Here is a 17,167-nt window from a genome sequence, read left to right on the forward strand (position 1 = left end):
CTTTCTGGTGCAACGCAAATTTCCATATCACTGACACCTTCTCCATAATTTATTCATAATTGATGCATAAAGCTATTTAAGGTTTTAAAAAGTTTACACTCCATCGCATTACTCTATGTTTATCAGCCTACTATTATTTCCGACGACACGATGAGCCTGTTAACGTACAGCGCTCCTGATGAAGAGTAATCTTAAGGAAATAATCATGCGTAAACTGACGGCTTTATTTATTGCTTCTACTTTGGCTCTGGGTTCTGCTTCTGCGGCATTTGCTGCGGATACTGCGACAGCGCCTGCCACGGGTAGCGCACCAATGAAAATGATGCACCACAATGGCCCCGGTAAAGGCGGCCCGTTTGCCGGTTTGAATCTGACGGAACAACAGCGCCAGCAGATGCGTGACATTATGAAGGAGTCGCACCAGAATCGTGGGCCGGGGGCGAAAGATGAGCGTCAGGCACTACATAACCTGGTTGCCTCCGACAGTTTTGATGAAGCCAAAGCCCAGGCGCAAATTGATGCGATCGGTAAAGCGCAATCTGAGCGGATGTTGGAGCGTGCCAAAGCTGAAAATAAAATGTATAACCTGCTGACTCCAGAGCAAAAAAAGCAATACAATGACAATTATCAAAAGCGCGAGCAGAAAATGATGGAGCATATGAATAAAATGAAGGAATCGCCTGCCGCGCAATAATTAAGAATTCACCCCATATAAAAAGGGCCGGATTAATTATCCGGCCCTTTTTATTTCGCTTTCCATTAAAATGGATTTCCCTGGTGAGGCGTGCGAATTATCATTATTCAGCCACAGGAGAAATGGCATGAAATTGTTCGACGATCACGTGAGCAAATTGTGGATCGTTGATGTGATAGGGCGTTTTAATCAATCGGCGTTTGTCGGTTTGTTCCAGCGTCTGCTCCAGTGAATGGGCAAAGGCACTCAACGCAACCGGATCCCAGAAGGGCTGCCCTGGGGCATCCAACGCAGAAACGCCGCCTTCCGGCAGCACAAAGCGTATATCGCCCTCACAAGCATTCAACTTTTCACCTATCCAATGGCCCATATGGGTATTTTCTTCTACCGTTGTGCGCATCAGCGTCACCTGGGTATTGTGGTTGTAGAAATGCCGATCGGCATAGCGCGCAGGGATGGTTTTCGGGTGGCCGAAGTTGATCATATCCAGCGCGCCGCAGGACATCACACAAGGGATGCCGGTGCGGGCAATGGCACCAAAGCGATCTTCGTTGCAGGCTAAAACACCGTCGAACAGATAATCACAGACTTCAGTGGTGGTCAGATCCAACACGGCGTTGAGCAAATGGCTGTCGATCAGTTTTTCCATTGCCCGACCGCCGCTGCCGGTGGCATGAAACACCAGGCAGTCCCAGTCAGCTTCGATCGCACGGGTAACGGCTTTGATGCAGGGCGTGGTGACACCAAACATGGTCAAACCGGTTGCAGGTTTGCTGTCGGCATCGTCATCCACATGAAAGCGTATCGCCCCGGCGATCTGATTTGCAGCATTGCTCAATACCTTGCGTGAAATCCGATTCAACCCGGCGATGTCGGTAACCGAATACAGCATGGCGATATCGCTGGCCCCGACATAGCCGGAAACATCGCCTGCCGCCATACTGGAAACCATTAATTTTGGCAGGCCAATCGGCAATTGCTGCATGGCTGGTGTTATGATTGCGGTTCCGCCAGAACCCCCTAAACCGAGCAGGGCGGCGACATCGTTGCGTGTCAGCATGAAACGTTCGAAGGCAACCGCCATCGCCGCGATGGCCAAGCCACGGTTGCGGCAAAAAACGGCCTGCGCACCTTCGGGGTGATAACTGGCAATTTCCGCAGCAGAAACGTCAACCTGATAAGGAGACGGCGTGCCTGAAGTGGAAAGATCAAGGGTCAGTGGGGGTAAACCGAGATTGGCGATCAGATTGCGGACATACTCCAACTCTTGTCCTTTGGTATCTGCTGTGGTAGCAATATAGACAAAAGCCGGGGTGTTTCTCATCGTCTGTTCCTGAAAAAGGTTCGGACAAGCGTCCGAACAGTTTGTTTATAAAGATAATTATTATTTTAAGTTTGGAACCCTGGTGTTGGACAATAAGATACAGCAGATTATTTTGTAGACATAATGAGACTGCCGTATCATTTATGCAAGTGTTAATTAGCCAATAATGCGACGCCCGTCTCATTATTGGCTATTTTAGCTTGGTTTTTGTGCTGGTAGACCAGGATCCTGCCGGTTACGCTTTTCATCGTATTTGTTCCAGGGTGGATGATACGAGGAAGTTCGAGGTTGACGTGCCAATAACCGCATTCCCCGCGCCGCGGGATGAATCTTTGACGCATACCCGGGCCAAAACCCGTCAATTGCTGCTGACCAGCGCAATGGAACTCTATGATGGCGGAGTTTTCCCCTCGATCACTGAACTGGCTACCCACGCACAGGTTTCCCGTGCCACCGCTTATCGCTATTTCCCCACTCAGAGTGCGTTGATCGCCGCCGTGGTAGCGGAAAGCCTGGGGCCCATTCTTGAATGGCAACCGCAGGATAACGATGCGCTGAAGCGTATTCAGCAGTTGCTGGCGTTTGCCTACCCGCAGATGGAACGGCATGAGGGGGCGTTGCGTGCGGCGTTACAACTGTCGTTGCAGCAGTGGGCCCATGCCGTACCGGGTGAAAAGTTTGTGCGTGGCAACCGTAAGCGCCTGCTGAAACTGGCGGTAGAGCCCTTGCAGGATAAACTGCCATCCGAAGCCCTACAGCGCGTGATTCATGCTTTTTCGCTGATTTATGGTTCGGAAGTTTTTCTGGTGCTGAAAGATATTTGGGGTTTAGAACTCGACGGCATTCAGAATGTGACTCAATGGATGGCAAAAGCCATCATTCGTCAGGCCGAAGAAGATGCGATAAGCGGTGGCAAATAAACCGGCACTACCCGCCCAAGCAATACTCTCCTTTCTCACCGTTAAGCCGCCCAAAATAAAAAACCGGAACCCTTGCGGGGCCCGGTTTAACAATGGGTAAAACGGCTAGCACGATGGCTAAACTACACACGGCTTGCAGAACATCCTGATGCATACATCCATTCTCAGGAACTGCGACCGGTTCAAAATTTCCCTGGTGTCGTTATGGTTATTATGAACAGATAGGTCTAGTATCGTTTTTATAATATGTTGTTTCTCATACCATGTTTGACCATAAAAAATGGCATGTCAAGCAAGCTTTTGGTTTTAAGATTGCATAATAGGTAAGTTTTCGATAACGTTTCTACATAGAAAGCATCAAAGCGACTGATAAATCAGTAAAAAGATCGAAGGATAAAATGTATAACAATCATCAAAAATTCGATTCGCAGTCGATTGCAGGCAAGGTCAGGGAACTCTTTCTACACCATGGGGTTGGTAAGCGTCAGCAGGCAAAGGAACTCAGCCGCATTCTGGATCTGAGTTTTTCTCACGCTCATCGTAAGCTGAAAGGGCAGAGCCCCTGGACGTTGGAGCAAATCAATCGGGTGGCCGTGGCGCTGGGAGAAAATCTGGCGGCCATTGTTGATATCCTTCCCGAAAACGACGTGCTGGCACAAACTATGGTGCAGGATGCCATCTTTTCGGTTGCGGGTGTCGAACTGCCTTGTACCGGCCACATCGGTGATGAGCTCGCCGGGGGCCGGTTGGCGGAATTTGTTGCCTTGCAGCAGGAAGGGCAATGGACTATCTACCGTGCCGATGAAGCTCCCGCGGGCCCGCGTTTTTGCGTAGAGCTGATTGAGATCCGTCCAGGCAGCGTTGACGATGAGCGCCTGAGTATTGCGGTGTTGGATGATGCCCATCAGGCGGCTGACGAATTGACCAAGTATCTTAATGCTCAGGGTTTTAGCGCCGTTGCTTTCTACGACGTTGCCAGTCTCTGTCAGGCGCTGCATAAAAGCCCGTTTGATGGCTACGTAGTGGATTGGCTGATTGGGCAGGAAACGGCACAACAGTGCATCGAAACCATTCGCACCTCAGATCACCCTGATGCGCCGGTATTGGTATTGACCGGGCAATTGGGAACCGATCTGCGCGAGTCTGAAATTGCCAGGGCGATGCGTGATTACGACGTGCTTGGCCCTTATGAAAAACCGGTGCGGCTTCATGTGATCGAAGCCGCATTACAGCGCTGTTTTAATCTTTAGTGGCAAACAAGGCTGCCAATGATGTGGACAGTGTGCCCATGCGCACGGGCTTCATCAGGTAGTCATCAAACATGGCGCGCTGCTCGGTGGCAAGTAATTCAGGCGCGTAGGCGCTGATACCGACAATTGGAATGTTGCGGTTCGGGCCACGCTGGCTGCGCAACTGTTTTGCTACCGTAGTCCCATCAATCCCAGGCATCTGCAGATCGAGCAGCAGCGCGTCATAAGGGCGTCGCAGCAATTTTTGCAACGCTCGTTCCGATGAATCGCACAATTCATACTGATACCCCAGTTTGTCGAGCAAGGTGATAAACGCATGACCGGCGGCCGGGTTATCATCCACCACCAGAATCTGTTGTGCTTTCTTCAATGAGGTTGTTTCGAGCCGCGGGCTTGCTGCGGGCAACTCTTCCGCACTGATTTCAACAGGAATGCTGACGATAAAGGTGCTGCCTTTGTTCACTTTGCTGGAGACTGTGATCGTCCCTTTGAGCAACGCGACCAGGCCGTGGACGATCGCCAGCCCCATGCCAACGCCGCTGTATCGGCGCGTATGTGACTGATCCAGCTGGGTGAATGGCTGAAAAATCTGTGGCAGCACCGCCTCTTCAATACCGATCCCGGTGTCTGTCACTTCGATAATCAGCACAACGCCACCCGGTTGGTGACTCAGGCAACTGCGTAAGGTGATCGTGCCGTGTTCGGTGTATTTAAAGGCGTTGGTCAGCAGATTGATGAGAATCTGCCGGATACGCAGCGGATCGGAATCAATCAGCGGTGTGTTGAGCTCCAACTCACCGATTAATTTGATGTGTTTCTTGTGCGATAGCAGGGCAATTTCACCGGCAGTCTCTTCAATCAGTTTTTGTGGGTTAAACGGCACGATGCGCAGTTCCATCATGCCGCTTTCCAGATGGGCATAATCGGTTAAATCTTTCATCTGGCTTTCAATTTGCTGTGCAGCGCTCTCCAACCGCTGAAAAGTATCCCCATGTTCAGCCGAGAATTTAGTATTCACCAGCACGTCAATGGCGGACATGATGCTTTGCAGAGAAGTCCGTAACTCGTGGCCGATGGCGCCTAAGAAGGCATTTTTGGTACGGGTGGCCTTCTCTGCTTCAATGGCCTGCGCCTGTTGCCGAATGGTCAGGCGTTGCTGGCGCAAAACCAGCAAAGTAATCACGATCAGGGCGATGACCGAAAATATGATAATGACCAACCCAGAGAAAATAATGCGGCGTTTCTCAATAAAGTCTTCATAAGCCTCGGTGCGTTGTTTCACTTCCGCATGATCTGTCAGGTTGGCCATCTCAATGGATAATGGTTTGAGTCGGGCTAAGGTTTGTGAAATCTGCTGAAAGTTAACGTTCAGATGGCTAATCAGCGTATCAAGACTATCCATCTGCTGGCGTATGTCGGTGATGACTTGTGGGTAACCGGGCTCGCGATACAAAGGCTGCGTAGATTCTGAAACGGTTTCAAGGACATAAAAGCGCGAGTACAGGATCTCGAATTTCAGTCTCAACTCTTCAGCGTTATATTGGCTGGCACTTTTCTGTTGCTCAATAAAGGTTTCAAACTCGGCAAGCTTGATGGCAAATTTGGCGATCGACCACGAGTAGTTTTCCTGAGTGCCAGCAATCGCATACAGCCCTCTTTGGGATAGGATCGCGCTGTAAGAATACAGCGTTACCGCAGAGGCGACCAAAAACAGGGCAGCAAAAATGGCCGGAATAGCCAACCTGCGGCCATTTTTAAATGGCATCAGCGTCATTTGATATCTATCCGAGTGATTTGCCAGATAAAGCGCGAGTTATACAGCGGGGAATTTAATTCATTTCCACCGGTATCGCGGGGGTAAACGAGAAATAAGGGGCCAAAATTTCTTATTTTCAGCATGGCGCCTCCCATCTTATAAGCCAGGATCATGCGATATTTTTCGACATCGGTGATGGGGATAGTGGTGGAGTAATCATTCAATGCGTAAAACGTCATTGTGGCCCCTTTGGATCCTACCGTGGTCAATAGTTCAGCCAGCGAGATGCCTTCAAATTTTTCCAGTTGGGTCCATGATGTGGTGGTGGTAATGGTGTGTACCGGCATGGAAAATAGCTGTTGATCGGTAAAGATATAGCTGTGATTTTCCTCATCAGTGAAGTGGCTGATATTCCCTGTGACTTCCAGCGTAAAACTTAATGCAGAGGGTTGGCCGATCACCAGGGCAGCTAATGCCAACGTGATCATTCTGAGCAAATGGGTGAACATCAGTGTATCCCAATCATTATCGGTAAAGATTTTAGGGTTACGAATTTATCAGGCCGCCGCGTTGCAGAGAACAGCCAATTTACCGTTCGAAGCGCCATCATGCGTCAATATTGAGCTCTTGCAACTCCGGCGAGAAGAAACGTGACGTTGGTCGGCTTTTTGACGGGCAAAAAATGAGCCTTGAATCAGCCAGTATTTGGCCTTGATGGTGGCCGCACCGGCATTGTTTGATAGGGGGGTTAAGTAAACCAGGGGTCCAGATTATGACATCTCACTTTAAAAACGAAATACAGACATTCGGACGCTCCCTATTATTGCCTATTGCCGTTTTAGCACCAGTAGGGATGTTAATGGGGATCTGTAGCGCGCTCGGTCAGGCGTATATGATCGACAAACTGCCGTTTCTGGGAAATGCCTATTGCAAAGCGATACTGTCTTCAATGGGGTTAATCAGCAGCGTGGTATTCCAGAATATCCCATTACTGTTTGCCATGGGGGTTGCCTATGGCATGTCGAAGAAAGAAAAAGGCATTGCGATTTTTGCCTCGGTTATCGCTTATTTAACGCTCTTGATCTCAATGCATGTGCATCTGAAATTAATGGATCAGTTGATTACGGATAATATGGCGCTGGCCGGGCAGGGAATGGTGCTGGGAATACACACGCTGAAAATAGAGGCGCTGGGGGGCATTATTGCTGGCCTGTTAGCGGCCAAGGTGACCGACAGATTCTATCGGTTGCAACTGCCATTGGCATTTGCCTTTTTCAGCGGTAAAAAGTCGGTCGCCATCCTGTCAATCGCCTTTACCATTCCGATCGGCCTGCTGCTGCCCTTTGTCTGGGATCTGTTTACCTACGGGATGAGGAGTATTTCCACCATCATGATGGCACCGAACATTGGTGCCGGGATCTACATGACTTTGAACCGTTTGCTGATCCCGTTTGGTTTACACCACGTATTGAGTTCGACGGTGCGCTTTACCGAGGCGGGCGGCACCTATCTGATCGACGGGCAAACCTACGTCGGCATTCTGCCCGCGATGAATAAAATCCTGTTTGAGCTGGGGCCAAATCATCCGGCATGGAATGAGTTTATGCCGACGCTGTCGAGCTACCTGGCCTCGTCACAGATGTTGACTACCTTGTTCCGCGTACCGGCTATCGGCCTGGCGATGTACCACATGGCCTATTTGAAAAACAAGAAGTTTGCCAAGGGGATGATCCTGACCGTGGTGCTGACCGCATTCCTCGGCAATATTACCGAGCCACTGGAGTTCTCTTTCCTGTTTATTGCTCCGAAGCTGTTTATTATCTATGCGATATTGTGTGGCCTGTTAACCATTCCTTTGCAAATATTGGAAGTCTCGATTGGCTATATTCGCGGCACGATCTTTGACTTCGGCATTTTTGGGCTGATGTATGAGCACACCCACTGGGTGAACCTGATTCTTTTGGGGATGGTTAACTTCGTGGTGTTCTATTTCTTCTTCCGCTACGCCATTGGCAAGTTCGACATTAAAACGCCGGGCCGTGAAAATGAAATGGCGGACAGCGCTCTGCTGAATAACAAAGAGTACGACAAAGTGGCGCAGCTGGTGGTGGAAGGTTTGGGCGGTAAGAGCAATATCAAGCGGGTGGAAAACTGTGTATCACGGCTGCGTATCGATCTTGGCGATCAGAAGCTGCTGAATATGGATCTGCTGAAAGATGCGGGCTCATTGGGAACCTTTATTCCCTCCAGCAACCATATTCACGTCGTCTTTGGGCCACACGTCGAGTTTGTCCGCAATGCGGTAGACGATCAACTGGCTGGCATTACGCAACGCTAAGAGGAAACAGCATGCGCGCACTCTATGATTCTAAAAGTAAAACCATCGATCATCAGGGCATGAAAGCTCTGTTCACCCACGAAGCCAGGGTGCAGTCATGGCTCGACGTGGAAGGCGCACTGGCGCTGGCGCAGGCCAAGGTTGGCATGATCCCCGCCGCGGCGGCTGAAAATATTGCCGCCAACTGCCGCTTGGAGCGGATCGATCTCGCCGAGATTGATCGCCTGATGCGCCAAATTGGCCACGGCTTTGTGCCGGTGATCAAGGTGTTGGTCAAAGCCTGTGATGCGGAAAGCGGTAAGTATGTGCATTACGGCGTGACCACCCAGAACATTCAGCAAACGGCCCACCTGCTGATCGTAAAAAAATTCCACCACAAGCTGATGAAGTTCGTGGATGACACGCTGGTCAATCTGGCTCGCTTGGCGAAAGCGCATAAAAACACCCTGATGGCGGGGCGCACTCACGGTAAACACGCTTTGCCCATCACCTATGGCTATAAGGTTTCGGTGTGGATTTATGAACTGTTGGCGGCGGTGGAGCGCATGCAAGAGGCGGAAAAACGGGTGTTTACCGTAATGATGGGCGGCGCGGTAGGGGCGTTTCACGCCACGGGTGAGCCGGGCAGAACGGTGCAGGCTCTGGTTGCCGAACAGCTCGGCATGCACTCGATGATGGTGCCTTCGCGCAATGCTCGGGTGTTCCGCGCCGAGTACATCACCAATCTGTGCCTGCTGGCGACAACCCTGCATAAAATCGCTGAAGAAGTTTATCAGACCTCCAGCGAAGAGTTTGGCGAGGTATCAGAGGCGTTCACCAAGGGCACAGTGGGCAGCAGCACCATGCCGCAGAAGGTCAACCCCAAGCTGGCCAAAGGCATTATTGCCAACGCGCAGAAGCTGTATTCGGTGCTGACGGCGGCGCTGTATGTCTGCCCACGGCCGTTTGAGGCCGACAGCTCCGCCTACTTTATCTTTGATGCCAGCCTGCAAGAAAGTATTGAGTTGATGGCTGAAATCATCCTGCGCGCCGAAGAACTGACGCGCACGCTGGTGATTAACCCCGAACGGATGCATGACAACGTGATGCTGACGCATGGGCTGATTAACAGCGAAAAAATCATGATGAAACTGGTGGATAAGCTGGGCAAGGATCCGGCTCACGAACTGGTTTACCACATGGCCATGCGCAGCACGCATGAGCATCTCGAATACAGCGAAATATTGAGCAACGATCCGCTGATGGCGGAAAACTTCACCGCCGATGAGATCGCGGAGCTGCTGGATCCCGCCCGCTATACCGGTTTGTGCGCCGTACTGGCCGATGAACTGGCCGAGCGAGTGCTGGCACGTGAATAGCCAACATGCTGATTAATAAAGGCCATTGCAGCAGCTAATCTCTGAAATTTGTAAAAAAATATGTTGATACTTATCAATGTGTGACAGATTAAAAAGCGAGAACATCAGCGGTGCCACTGGGCGCAAAGAACATGTCTATAAGCATCATTAAAAGGAATATCAGCATGAAATTGATTTCAAAGATATTTTTTTACCGGGCTTACCAGGAACATAACAGAACCCAAAGGGAAAAAGTCACACCCAATAAATCTCTGATTGCCTTGGCGATTACCGCCGCCATGTTGCCGATGGCGGGTTCGGCCGTTGCCGCCTATGCAGAGCCTGGCCAGATTGGCGATAAAGCCAGTTGGGAAACCGAAGAGTACGGTAAAGATTGGGGTTTGACCGCGATGAAAGCCTCCGGTGCCTATGCGCTGGGGTTTTCCGGGCAAGGGGTTAAGGTTGGCGTGATGGATTCCGGTGCGCTGCTCTTTATTCATCAGGATCTTAATAGCGATCGCTTCCACGCGGTTGAAGCGGCTGGCACCTACGGTTCTTCTGGCTTGCGTTATCCTCAGTCGGCGGTGGGTGCACAGGGGGAATATACCGAGGGCGAAGCATTTGATCTTTCCGGCCAATGGATAGCCGGGGTTAACGACGGGCACGGAACCCACGTCACCGGCACCGTTGGGGCTAATCGTGACGGCGAAGGGATGCACGGCGTTGCCTGGGGCGCTGATATTTATGTCGGTAATACCGGCGGGACCGATGGCAATAACTATGGCCCGTTCCAGGATTATCAGTTCTTCTATACCGGTTGGAAAGCGCTGGTGGATTCCGGTGCGGAAGTGATTAATAACAGTTGGGGCACCAACATTCGCATTACTGACAACGGCTCAACCGGTAATGACGGCGGCAACACCGGCGTTCATCTCCCGGCAAATAATATGACCCAGTCGGAATATGAATATTTTTATTTCAACAAAACGTATGGCGCGAATCCCTCGTTTGTTGATGCCGCCTACGATGCCGTGAAGGGCACGACGGTGGTACAGATATTTACCACCGGCAACCGCGACTTCGCCAATCCATTCTATCGCGCGCTTTACCCTTATTATCATCCTGAGGCCGAACAGCACTGGATTGCGGTTGCCGGGTTACAGCGGGTAACGGGTACCGACAAATACGCGCTGTCTTATACCTGGAATGAGGCTGGCGAGGCCAAATGGTGGACCGTGGCGGCACCGGGAAGTGGCATTTACTCAACTACGGTGAATGCGACAACCGGTGCGGCTGGCTGGGGTAATTCATCCGGCACCTCGATGTCTGCGCCGCACGTTGCCGGTGCCATGGGTGTTCTGCTCTCGCGTTACCAGGATATGAGTGCGCTACAGGTGCGCGATGTGCTGTTCACCACCGCCAGCCACCAGAACCCAGACGGCAGCACTTTGGATAACTGGACGGCGGCTGACGGCGTGCCTGATGTGCGTTACGGCTGGGGTGTGCCCGATCTGGATAAAGGCATGTATGGGCCTGGTCAATTCCTCGGCAAGTTTACATACAATATCGCCAGCACGCCGCTTGACGTCTGGAGCAATAATATCAGCCAGCAAGCGCTGGATGCGCGCGAACAGGAAGATCTGGCCTGGTTACAGAGCTATCAAGCGCAGGGTATTGCGGCGGGCGGAGCCTACGAGTTAGGTAACAGCTTCGTGGTCAATGACGGTAACAGTGATCCAACGGATCACCTCGTTAGCCAGGCGGATGCCGAACAATGGCGACAAGACTATTACAGCCAGCGTGCTGCGGCTATTCAGGCCAGGATTGATGCCGATCTTTATACCGGTTCTCTGGTTAAGCTCGGCGCAGGCACGCTGATCATGACCGGCGATAATACCTATCAGGGCGGCACCCGCGTGGATCAGGGCGAACTGTATGGTTTCACTGAATCATTTGGCAGCGGAACCGTGGCGGTCAACGGCGGTAAGTTCGGTGTTATCTCCCGCTATAACGATACCTTTACGCTGAAGGGCGAACTGACCTCAACCGCAAGCCATAAGGCGAATATTGCCGTTAATGCGGGGGGGACTTATGTGGTCAGTACGGGTGAAAGTGTCAACGTAGGCCAGCTCACCTTTAATAACGACTCAATGATTACGGTGGGCTCCACCAATAAAGACGTGTTCGAGGAGGTGTTTAATCATGGCACCGTGGCTAGCGGAACCGTCACGGCGGATAGGTTAACCGGGGCTGATAAAGCCGTCGCCACACCTCAGTATGCGTTCTTCAAAACCAATGTCGATATCTCTGGCAATTCGCTCACTGCCAGCTTTGGCCGTAATAAGGACGTGACCTTTGCCTCTTATGCATCAAGCCACAATGGCCGGTCTATTGGCCAAGCGATTGAAGGCAGCGGTTCTGGTGCGCTGTTCGATAGCCTGTTAATGGCGTCTGGCGATGAGGTTCGCAATACTCATGATTCACTCGGCAGTGATATGTACCTGAATACGCAGAATGCCAGCATTGTTAATTCAATGACTTTGTCGCGCGTGATTAAGGATCAGGCCGTTGGCGTGGGCGGTGGTCGCTATGTTGAAACCGCTGATGGTGCAGGTCGCCTTTGGGTTGCGCCGATCGGTAGCTGGTCCAAGGTGGATTACGGCCAATCCAGTATCGACGTCGATTTCTATGCGGCTTTGATCGGTGGTGAAATTGATGCCAGCGCTAGCACCAAGCTGGGCCTGTATTTCGGCGCAGGCAGCACCGATTTTAAAGGGAATGGGCAGAGTAGAATCGACAGCGATGATCTGCACTTTGGGGTGTACGGTGTTTCCAACCTCTCTGATGTGGCTGCGCTGAATTATGGTGTGATGCACACCCGGCAAAATCGTGATGCCAATCGTACTTTGCGGGTTGGCGATCAAATGGCTAGCAATTCAGTTTCCCCGAATGTGGATATTACCCAGTTGTTTGCCGAGGCGGCCTATTCAGGATTGACGACGGATACTTATTCCATTGAGCCGTATGCCGGTTTCAGTTGGCTGCATCTTAAATCCGACGGCTATGCTGAAACGGTTAACAATATGCAGTTTACCACCGACGTTGCTAACCAGGATCTACAGGTCACCACGCTTGGCGTTCGTACTGCGGTTCCCTTTACCTTGGGTGAAACGAAGATGGCAGTGAAAGGCGATCTGTATGGCATGCACTTCTTTGGTGACACCACACCGGAAGCGACGATGCGCCTGGCCGATAGCGGAGTGGCTACAATCCAAGGCGGCAAATTGTCTACTCTGGTTGGCGTGGGGCTGGGCATTGAAGCCAAGCTCAATAAAGCGGCGACGTTCGGTATTTCCTATACCGGCGCATATAATAGCGATGTCACCTCAAACGGTTTTTATGCCAAATTAAAAATCGACTTCTGATATGGGGCAAAACGGAACGGCCAATATTCAGCGGCCGTTCCGTTTCAAATGAAAAAGTCGGGGTATTTCTGCTCTAACAGCGCACGCAGTTGCTGACGATCCAACCCTGCGGTTTCCTGAATAAACGCCTCTGCGGGGATCTTCTTTTTCGCACGCGAAAGCCCGTACTTACCCAACAGCGAAATATCATCGCGGCTCAGATAGAAATTCACCTTGAGATAATCCAGCTGGTAATACTTCAGATAGCTGGAGATTTTATTGGTGAAGGTAATCAGTAAATCAAAAGGGGTCTGTTCCAGCGTGTGTAATTCATTGATATTGACGCAGCCGACAATCTCAATATGGAAGTGCGATTTCAGCACCTCTTTAAAATAACCGACCTTACTTTCCGACGAATTGGTGACGATAATCACGCGCTGTTTATATTCACTGTGGATGCGGTTTTGCAGCTCATATTTTTTCAGGATCAAGACCAGCGTCGACAGATGCACGGTGGAAAAGGTGGTGCGATAGTGCTGGGCGATGGGCGCGGTGGCTTCAGCCACGCCCTGATAGAGCAGGGCATGCCGGGTCTTCACCTGATGCAGTTTTTTATCATCAAAGTATAAATTGAACCGGCTTTGCACGATGGTCGCATAGATGAACTGATAAACCTCGGCGAAGAACGGCGACGCGTTGTGTATCTCTGCTCTTAACAGCGGGGAAATATAGTCACACAGGCGCTTAACGAGCGTTATCAGCGTGGGATCGTAGACGTCGAACGGCCGCCAGGTAGAGGTCAGTGAGGAAATCAGCAGATCGAGAAAGCGATTCTCATGTTCACTGCCGAGCAGCGCAAAATCGCAGGACTGAATAAAGCTAAGATTATCGCTGCCGGTAATACCATGCCCGCGCCGCATCCGGTGCAGCGCAATGCTCATATACACCAGAAAGTATTTCTTGCTGTTGTAGCCCAGCGTAATGAGGCGGCTGAGCCGTTGCTGATAAAGCTCGGCGGCCGCGCCAATTTCCTGCTGGCACTCGCGCAGAAACTGCGTGGCAATGGAGCGATTAATCGGCTCATTGGCCTTGTGCGGCACCAGCAGGTGATCTTCGCCAATTTCCACCGTTTTGAGGATGGTCAGGCATACCGCGATGCGCAGCAGAATTTCGTCGCCATCCAGCCGCGATCCCTGCTTGGGAACGGCGGTAACGCTGAGATGATTGGCCTGTAAAAACGTCAGCAGCGCCTGGTTATCGTTTTTAAGCGTGGTCGGGCTGACGTTGAACTTGCGGTAGTACTCGCTTTTGTTCACCACCTCCTGCAAACACAGCGCCACGCTGAGATCCTTAATACGTTCCTCGGCGGTGGTGATATAGCGGTTAAACGGAATCTGTTCCAGAAAGGCAATATACTCCCGATAGGTAATGGCCGTGACGATCGACTGCCCATCAAGGTGCAGGTGGTAGTCAGGTTCAAGCAGATCGTTAATCTCTTTCATCGCTCGCTTGAGCGTCGAGGTAGTTTTGCCAAATCTGGACGTGACATCCTCGATTAATACCGGGCTGTGTTCCTGAATATATTTTAACAATGACAGGTCAAAGCTGTTCATTATTGCATCTCAATGCCGCGTCTGGAGCCATGCAGTTGAGAATATAGAAAAGCTAAGATCCTGTCTGTGAACTGCGTGGAGCATCTTGGGCAGGATGCGGTGGCATCTGGCTTGGATAATGGCGTTCGATAAAAGGCGGCCTATTACCGCATGGTCAGGCATTACCGGGGCGGTTCAAGGTTTCTGTAAAACCTTAACCTACAAGGTGCATGAGTGTTTTCCAGAAAAACGGCTCTCGACCGTTCGCCGTTATCAGATACCCCAGAACATCAGATTGAGGGCGTTTTTGATGGCCTCTGCATCCGCGCTAACATCCGCCAGTGCCTCGCCGGTGACACTGACCAAGACGCTGGACAGTTCGGTGGTCATGACCCGGTAATCTCTGCCGTTGACGCTGACCACTGGGAACAACTGGCGGTTGACCTTCTGCGAAAAATGCCTGGATTCCAGCAAAGGGATCACCATGCGTCGCCCTGGTGTCTCGATAATGTCGCTCTGCACATCAACAAACAATTTGTAGTGGCTCTCGCGTTTGTATTCATAGACCGTGAATTGCATGTCACCAGTTCCGGTTTTCGTCTGCAAAGGAGCCGTGTTGTGCAATGAAATTTGCCACTTCTTCCATGCCTTCCCGGTTCTCCGTCTTCCAGCGTTCGGTCTGTATGCGGCGAGCTTCCCGCCCAATCGCGTCATTAACCAGCCCGGAAATGTTCACGCCTGCGGCGTGTAATGCCTGGTAGTGCTCTTTGTCCACGGTCACGCTGATTCTGTGTTTCATAGGGTATTTCCTCAAGTGAGTACTATGAGTATATACCAATAGTATGCAGTGCGGGCAAAGGCGAGAAAATAGGTGTTCGCTTGGAATTCGGAAATTATCCCACGTTAAGAGTTTTTAGCTTACCGGGTGATTTCATCGGGATATACGGTGCAGCCAGGTTGTCTATTTGTGGTTTCTCTGCCTTCGTTCACTCGCTCTTGCGAGTGTCAGCCATCGTTTGGTTTCGCTACTCTTTGAAAATATCGCTGGAGTGCTCAAGGCATGTCATAAATTATCCTGAAAAATATCACTGTCCATGTATACATAAATGGACAGTGATTGATTATTTTCCAGATTTATTTACGTGTGTAAGATGCTTTTCCTACACTAACCCCTCATGGTAACAAACTCTTCCGCAGCGGTTGGGTGGATCGCCACGGTGTTGTCGAAATCTTTCTTGGTCGCGCCCATTTTGATCGCCACGGCGAAACCTTGCAGGATCTCGTCCATGCCGAAGCCAATACCGTGCAGGCCGACGATCTTCTCTTCTGCACCCACGCACACCAGCTTCATGCGGCACGGCTGGCGATGCTGGGTTACCGCGCTGTACATAGCGGTAAAGGCAGATTTGTAGACCTTCACGTTATCTTCGCCGAACTGTTCTTTTGCCTGCGGCTCGGTCAGGCCAATGGTGCCGATCGGCGGGTGGCTGAATACCACGGTGGCGATATTGCTGTAATCCAGATGCTCGTCCGGCTTGTTGTTGAACAGGCGTTCAGACAGGCGACGGCCTGCGGCAACCGCCACCGGGGTCAGCTCGACCGCGCCGGTGTTGTCGCCAACGGCGTAGACGCCTTTCACGTTGGTGTTCTGGAATTTATCGACTTCAATGTAACCTTTGGCGTTGGTTTTCACCCCGGAAGCCGCCAGATTCAGGTTGTCGGTGGCCGGTTCGCGGCCAATCGCCCACACCAGGCTGTCGACGATGAACTCTTTACCGTTTTCCAGTTGCAGCGTCAGGCTGCCATCGGCGTTTTTCACGATGGCTTTTGGAATCGATTCGGTGTGCAACTGTGGCCCTTCGGTGTTCATCACCTCAACCAGGGTTTCCACAATCATCGGATCAAAGCTGCGCAGCGGTGCATGTTTACGCACGAACAGGTGGGTTTCCGCTCCCAGCGCGTTCATCACCCCGGCAATTTCCACCGCGATGTAACCTGCACCCACCACTGCGACGCGTTTCGGCATCGCGTCCAGCTCGAAGAAACCGTCAGAATCGATGCCGTATTCTGCACCAGGAATCGTCGGGTGGCTCGGGCGGCCGCCGGTGGCGATCAGGATATGATCGGCAGTGATGGTTTCGCCGTTGACTTCTACCGTGTGCGCGTCAACGAAACGGGCAAAACCTTTGATCACATCAACTTTGTTTTTACCCAGCACGTTGTCGTAGGAATTATGGATGCGATCAATGTACGCGGTACGGTTAGCCACCAGCTTCTTCCAGTCAAACGCGTTGACGGTGGTATCAAAGCCGTAGTCCGGGCCGTATTGATGGATGGCTTCGGCGATCTGCGCCGCGTGCCACATGACCTTTTTCGGTACACAACCCACGTTGACGCAGGTGCCGCCCAGTTCTTTGGCTTCAATCAATGCGCATTTCTGGCCATACATGGCTGCCCGGTTGATCGATGCGATACCGCCGCTGCCGCCGCCAATTGCTAGATAATCGTAATGTTTCGTCATCTGGGTTTTCCATGAGTTGTGTAATTCGAAG

13 protein-coding genes are annotated in these 17,167 nt (G+C 51.4%); 6 read left to right on the plus strand and 7 right to left on the minus strand.

Annotation, left to right across the window (positions count from 1 at the left end; genetic code table 11):
* Positions 1-205: 205 nt before the first annotated feature.
* Positions 206-694 carry an ATP-independent periplasmic protein-refolding chaperone Spy gene (gene spy / locus ACX9GT_RS00910; RefSeq protein WP_473189414.1) on the plus strand — a complete coding sequence of 163 codons (489 nt, stop codon included), beginning with the start codon at positions 206-208 and terminating at the stop codon, positions 692-694.
* 103 nt (positions 695-797) lie between these two features.
* Here spy and ACX9GT_RS00915 read toward each other — a convergent pair whose 3' ends face one another.
* Positions 798-2,018, minus strand: a complete 1,221-nt coding sequence (locus tag ACX9GT_RS00915; protein ID WP_473189415.1) for a Tm-1-like ATP-binding domain-containing protein — start codon at positions 2,016-2,018, stop codon at positions 798-800.
* 380 nt (positions 2,019-2,398) lie between these two features.
* On the opposite strand from ACX9GT_RS00915, the gene ACX9GT_RS00920 reads away from it, so the two are divergent.
* Together ACX9GT_RS00920 and ACX9GT_RS00925 are read left to right on the plus strand one after the other, a co-directional pair.
* Positions 2,399-2,938: a TetR/AcrR family transcriptional regulator gene (locus ACX9GT_RS00920; protein WP_473191476.1), complete on the plus strand. Its 540-nt coding sequence runs from the start codon at positions 2,399-2,401 to the stop codon at positions 2,936-2,938.
* Between the two features lie 398 nt (positions 2,939-3,336).
* Positions 3,337-4,188: a helix-turn-helix domain-containing protein gene (locus ACX9GT_RS00925; RefSeq protein ID WP_473189416.1), complete on the plus strand. Its 852-nt coding sequence runs from the start codon at positions 3,337-3,339 to the stop codon at positions 4,186-4,188.
* On the opposite strand, the gene ACX9GT_RS00930 is transcribed toward ACX9GT_RS00925, so the two are convergent.
* Together ACX9GT_RS00930 and ACX9GT_RS00935 are read right to left on the minus strand one after the other, a co-directional pair.
* Positions 4,178-5,962: an ATP-binding response regulator gene (locus ACX9GT_RS00930; RefSeq protein ID WP_473189417.1), complete on the minus strand. Its 1,785-nt coding sequence runs from the start codon at positions 5,960-5,962 to the stop codon at positions 4,178-4,180. The two genes, ACX9GT_RS00925 and ACX9GT_RS00930, sit on opposite strands and share 11 nt — an antisense overlap.
* Positions 5,959-6,453 carry a putative pterin-binding protein gene (locus tag ACX9GT_RS00935; RefSeq protein WP_473189418.1) on the minus strand — a complete coding sequence of 165 codons (495 nt, stop codon included), beginning with the start codon at positions 6,451-6,453 and terminating at the stop codon, positions 5,959-5,961. The genes ACX9GT_RS00930 and ACX9GT_RS00935 overlap by 4 nt, the downstream gene beginning before the upstream one ends.
* Positions 6,454-6,716: 263 nt before the next feature.
* On the opposite strand from ACX9GT_RS00935, the gene ACX9GT_RS00940 reads away from it, so the two are divergent.
* The 3 genes from ACX9GT_RS00940 (at position 6,717) to ACX9GT_RS00950 (ending at position 13,044) form a co-directional block, all read left to right on the plus strand.
* Positions 6,717-8,282 carry a PTS transporter subunit EIIC gene (locus tag ACX9GT_RS00940; protein ID WP_473189419.1) on the plus strand — a complete coding sequence of 522 codons (1,566 nt, stop codon included), beginning with the start codon at positions 6,717-6,719 and terminating at the stop codon, positions 8,280-8,282.
* Positions 8,283-8,293: 11 nt separating this feature from the next.
* On the plus strand, positions 8,294-9,640 hold the full coding sequence (locus ACX9GT_RS00945) for a class-II fumarase/aspartase family protein (protein ID WP_473189420.1): 1,347 nt from the start codon (positions 8,294-8,296) through the stop codon (positions 9,638-9,640).
* 164 nt (positions 9,641-9,804) lie between these two features.
* A complete protein-coding gene (locus tag ACX9GT_RS00950) occupies positions 9,805-13,044 on the plus strand; it encodes a S8 family serine peptidase (RefSeq protein WP_473189421.1) in 3,240 nt (1,079 codons plus the stop codon).
* A 44-nt stretch (positions 13,045-13,088) separates the two neighbouring features.
* Here ACX9GT_RS00950 and ACX9GT_RS00955 read toward each other — a convergent pair whose 3' ends face one another.
* The 4 genes from ACX9GT_RS00955 to gorA all read right to left on the minus strand — a co-directional run bounded on the left by ACX9GT_RS00955 (position 13,089) and on the right by gorA (position 17,136).
* Positions 13,089-14,636: a BglG family transcription antiterminator gene (locus tag ACX9GT_RS00955; protein WP_473189422.1), complete on the minus strand. Its 1,548-nt coding sequence runs from the start codon at positions 14,634-14,636 to the stop codon at positions 13,089-13,091.
* Between the two features lie 252 nt (positions 14,637-14,888).
* Positions 14,889-15,194 carry a type II toxin-antitoxin system toxin CcdB gene (gene ccdB, locus ACX9GT_RS00960; RefSeq protein ID WP_473189423.1) on the minus strand — a complete coding sequence of 102 codons (306 nt, stop codon included), beginning with the start codon at positions 15,192-15,194 and terminating at the stop codon, positions 14,889-14,891.
* Between the two features lies 1 nt (position 15,195).
* A complete protein-coding gene (gene ccdA, locus ACX9GT_RS00965) occupies positions 15,196-15,414 on the minus strand; it encodes a type II toxin-antitoxin system antitoxin CcdA (protein ID WP_473189424.1) in 219 nt (72 codons plus the stop codon).
* A 366-nt stretch (positions 15,415-15,780) separates the two neighbouring features.
* Positions 15,781-17,136: a glutathione-disulfide reductase gene (gene gorA, locus ACX9GT_RS00970; protein ID WP_473189425.1), complete on the minus strand. Its 1,356-nt coding sequence runs from the start codon at positions 17,134-17,136 to the stop codon at positions 15,781-15,783.
* Positions 17,137-17,167 lie beyond the last annotated feature (31 nt).

Source organism: Serratia sp. YWN4 (genome assembly GCF_055790845.1).

Excerpts from the sequence above, each read along its gene's own strand:
- spy (WP_473189414.1), top strand. The coding sequence starts at position 206 with ATGCGTAAACTGACGGCTTTATTTATTGCTTCTACTTTGGCTCTGGGT.
- ACX9GT_RS00915 (WP_473189415.1), bottom strand. The coding sequence starts at position 2,018 with ATGAGAAACACCCCGGCTTTTGTCTATATTGCTACCACAGCAGATACC.
- ACX9GT_RS00920 (WP_473191476.1), top strand. The coding sequence starts at position 2,399 with ATGGAACTCTATGATGGCGGAGTTTTCCCCTCGATCACTGAACTGGCT.
- ACX9GT_RS00925 (WP_473189416.1), top strand. The coding sequence starts at position 3,337 with ATGTATAACAATCATCAAAAATTCGATTCGCAGTCGATTGCAGGCAAG.
- ACX9GT_RS00930 (WP_473189417.1), bottom strand. The coding sequence starts at position 5,962 with ATGACGCTGATGCCATTTAAAAATGGCCGCAGGTTGGCTATTCCGGCC.
- ACX9GT_RS00935 (WP_473189418.1), bottom strand. The coding sequence starts at position 6,453 with ATGTTCACCCATTTGCTCAGAATGATCACGTTGGCATTAGCTGCCCTG.
- ACX9GT_RS00940 (WP_473189419.1), top strand. The coding sequence starts at position 6,717 with ATGACATCTCACTTTAAAAACGAAATACAGACATTCGGACGCTCCCTA.
- ACX9GT_RS00945 (WP_473189420.1), top strand. The coding sequence starts at position 8,294 with ATGCGCGCACTCTATGATTCTAAAAGTAAAACCATCGATCATCAGGGC.
- ACX9GT_RS00950 (WP_473189421.1), top strand. The coding sequence starts at position 9,805 with ATGAAATTGATTTCAAAGATATTTTTTTACCGGGCTTACCAGGAACAT.
- ACX9GT_RS00955 (WP_473189422.1), bottom strand. The coding sequence starts at position 14,636 with ATGAACAGCTTTGACCTGTCATTGTTAAAATATATTCAGGAACACAGC.
- ccdB (WP_473189423.1), bottom strand. The coding sequence starts at position 15,194 with ATGCAATTCACGGTCTATGAATACAAACGCGAGAGCCACTACAAATTG.
- ccdA (WP_473189424.1), bottom strand. The coding sequence starts at position 15,414 with ATGAAACACAGAATCAGCGTGACCGTGGACAAAGAGCACTACCAGGCA.
- gorA (WP_473189425.1), bottom strand. The coding sequence starts at position 17,136 with ATGACGAAACATTACGATTATCTAGCAATTGGCGGCGGCAGCGGCGGT.